This is a genomic window from Alcanivorax sp. HI0044, assembly GCF_001634945.1.
The window spans coordinates 1-1658 of sequence record NZ_LWEZ01000184.1 but is presented as its reverse complement, the minus strand read 5'-3'; the positions used below and the strand labels follow the sequence as shown (position 1 = coordinate 1658).

3 protein-coding genes are annotated in these 1658 nt (G+C 58.0%); all 3 read left to right on the top strand.

Annotated elements, in window-relative coordinates; genetic code table 11:
* Positions 1 to 332: branched-chain amino acid ABC transporter permease (locus A3730_RS02210; protein ID WP_197477230.1), on the top strand; the 332-nt coding region annotated here is incomplete at its 5' end.
* The gene (locus A3730_RS02205) at positions 332 to 1396 is read left to right on the top strand and encodes a branched-chain amino acid ABC transporter permease (RefSeq protein WP_063537395.1); all 1065 of its coding nucleotides are present in this window, start codon (positions 332 to 334) and stop codon (positions 1394 to 1396) included. The genes A3730_RS02210 and A3730_RS02205, both read left to right, overlap by 1 nt.
* Positions 1389 to 1658, top strand: a 270-nt coding sequence (locus A3730_RS02200; RefSeq protein WP_156500807.1) for an ATP-binding cassette domain-containing protein, incomplete at its 3' end; no start/stop codon positions are given. The genes A3730_RS02205 and A3730_RS02200, both read left to right, overlap by 8 nt.

Below are 1658 nucleotides of genomic sequence, written 5' to 3'. Positions count from 1 at the left end.
TTCTGGTCGGCATTGATGCCAACCGGGTGGCGATGATGACATTCGCTATTTCCGGGGCACTGGCGGCGGTTGGCGCCACCCTGTTCGCGCCGATCAACCTGGTCTACCCGGCCATGGGGCATCTGCTGATCATGAAAGCCTTTGTGATCATTATCCTGGGTGGCATGGGCTCCATACCCGGTGCCATTGTTGGTGGCCTGATCATCGGCTTTGCCGAAGCGTTCGGCGGCTTTTATATCTCCACCGATTACAAGGACATCATCGCGTTTGCCCTGCTCGTGGTGATTCTTTCCATCAAGCCGACTGGCCTGTTCAGCAAGGGGGTTCACTAATGAGTGCCCTGACCAAGATTTCCAATTTTTTTATGACCCCGGCCATGAAGATCGCAATGATCGTGGCGGCCTTGCTGTTCCCCTTTGTGGCGGGCAACGAGTACCAGATCTATGTGATGGCACTGGCGTTTGTCTGGGCCATTGCTGTGTACGGCATGAACATCATCACTGGCCTGTGTGGTCAGTTGAATCTTGCCCACGGCGGTTTCTTTGCCATGGGGGCGTACGCTCTGGCGATTCTTACTGTGGATCATGGCTGGGCCTTCTGGCCGGCGTTTATCGCGGCAGGGGCCGTGGGCGCTATCCTCGGTTTTCTGGTGGGGGTGATTTTCCTGCGCCTGAAAGAACACTACTTCGCCATCTTCACCCTGTGCGTGGGCTTCATTATTTATCTGTTGCTGGATAAGTGGGAAGAGCTGACCCACGGTGCCCTGGGGATTATCAATATTCCTGCGCCGAGCGGCTTCGGGCTGGTGGACTTCACCGAGACCACTCCGTTCTACTACCTGGCGTTGGCATTCATGGTGCTGTCCATCTGGCTGGCATCACGGATCGCGCATTCCCTGTTGGGGCGGACCTTCCTTGCCATTCGTATCAGTGATGACCTGGCGGCGTCGCTGGGGATCAACCTGATGCGCAACAAGGTGTTGGCGTTTGTGCTGTCTACCACCTACGCCAGTGTGGCGGGTGCGCTGTATGCCGGCATGGTGCGTTTCATCGGCCCGGCGGAAGCCGAGGTGACACACACCTTCGACATGATTACCTACCTGTTGGTCGGCGGCATTGGCACCCTGATGGGCCCGCTGCTGGGTACCCTGGTAATTACCTGGCTGACCCAGTCACTGCAGTTCCTGGAAGAGTACCGGATGATCGTGTTCGGGCCGATGCTGGTGGTGCTGGTGATCTTCTTCCCGAAAGGGGTCGTGGGTTCCTTCCTGTCCTGGCGCGGTCGTCGCCTTGCGGCGGCGCACGATGCCAGCCAGGCAAAAGAGAAGGCGGCCAGCAATACGTCGTCCAGCAAGTCCTCGGCAGCATCCACGCAGGAGGCCGGTAACCATGCTTAAGATTCATAACCTCACCAAACGTTTCGGCGGGCTGGCGGCGGTCAATAACGTCAGCATCGAATTCGAAGCCAACAAGATCAACGCCATCATCGGTCCCAACGGGGCCGGCAAGAGCACCTTCTTCAATCTGGTGGCCGGTGCCATGGCGCCCACCGAGGGGCGTATCGAATACCAGGGCATGGACATTACCGGCATGGCCTGTGATCGCATTGCCCGGCTGGGCATTGCACGCACTTTCCAGACCACCATGCTGTTCGATCAG

Bases quoted from the DNA above. Each gene is read 5' to 3' on its own strand.
- A3730_RS02205 (WP_063537395.1), top strand. From the start codon at position 332: ATGAGTGCCCTGACCAAGATTTCCAATTTTTTTATGACCCCGGCCATG.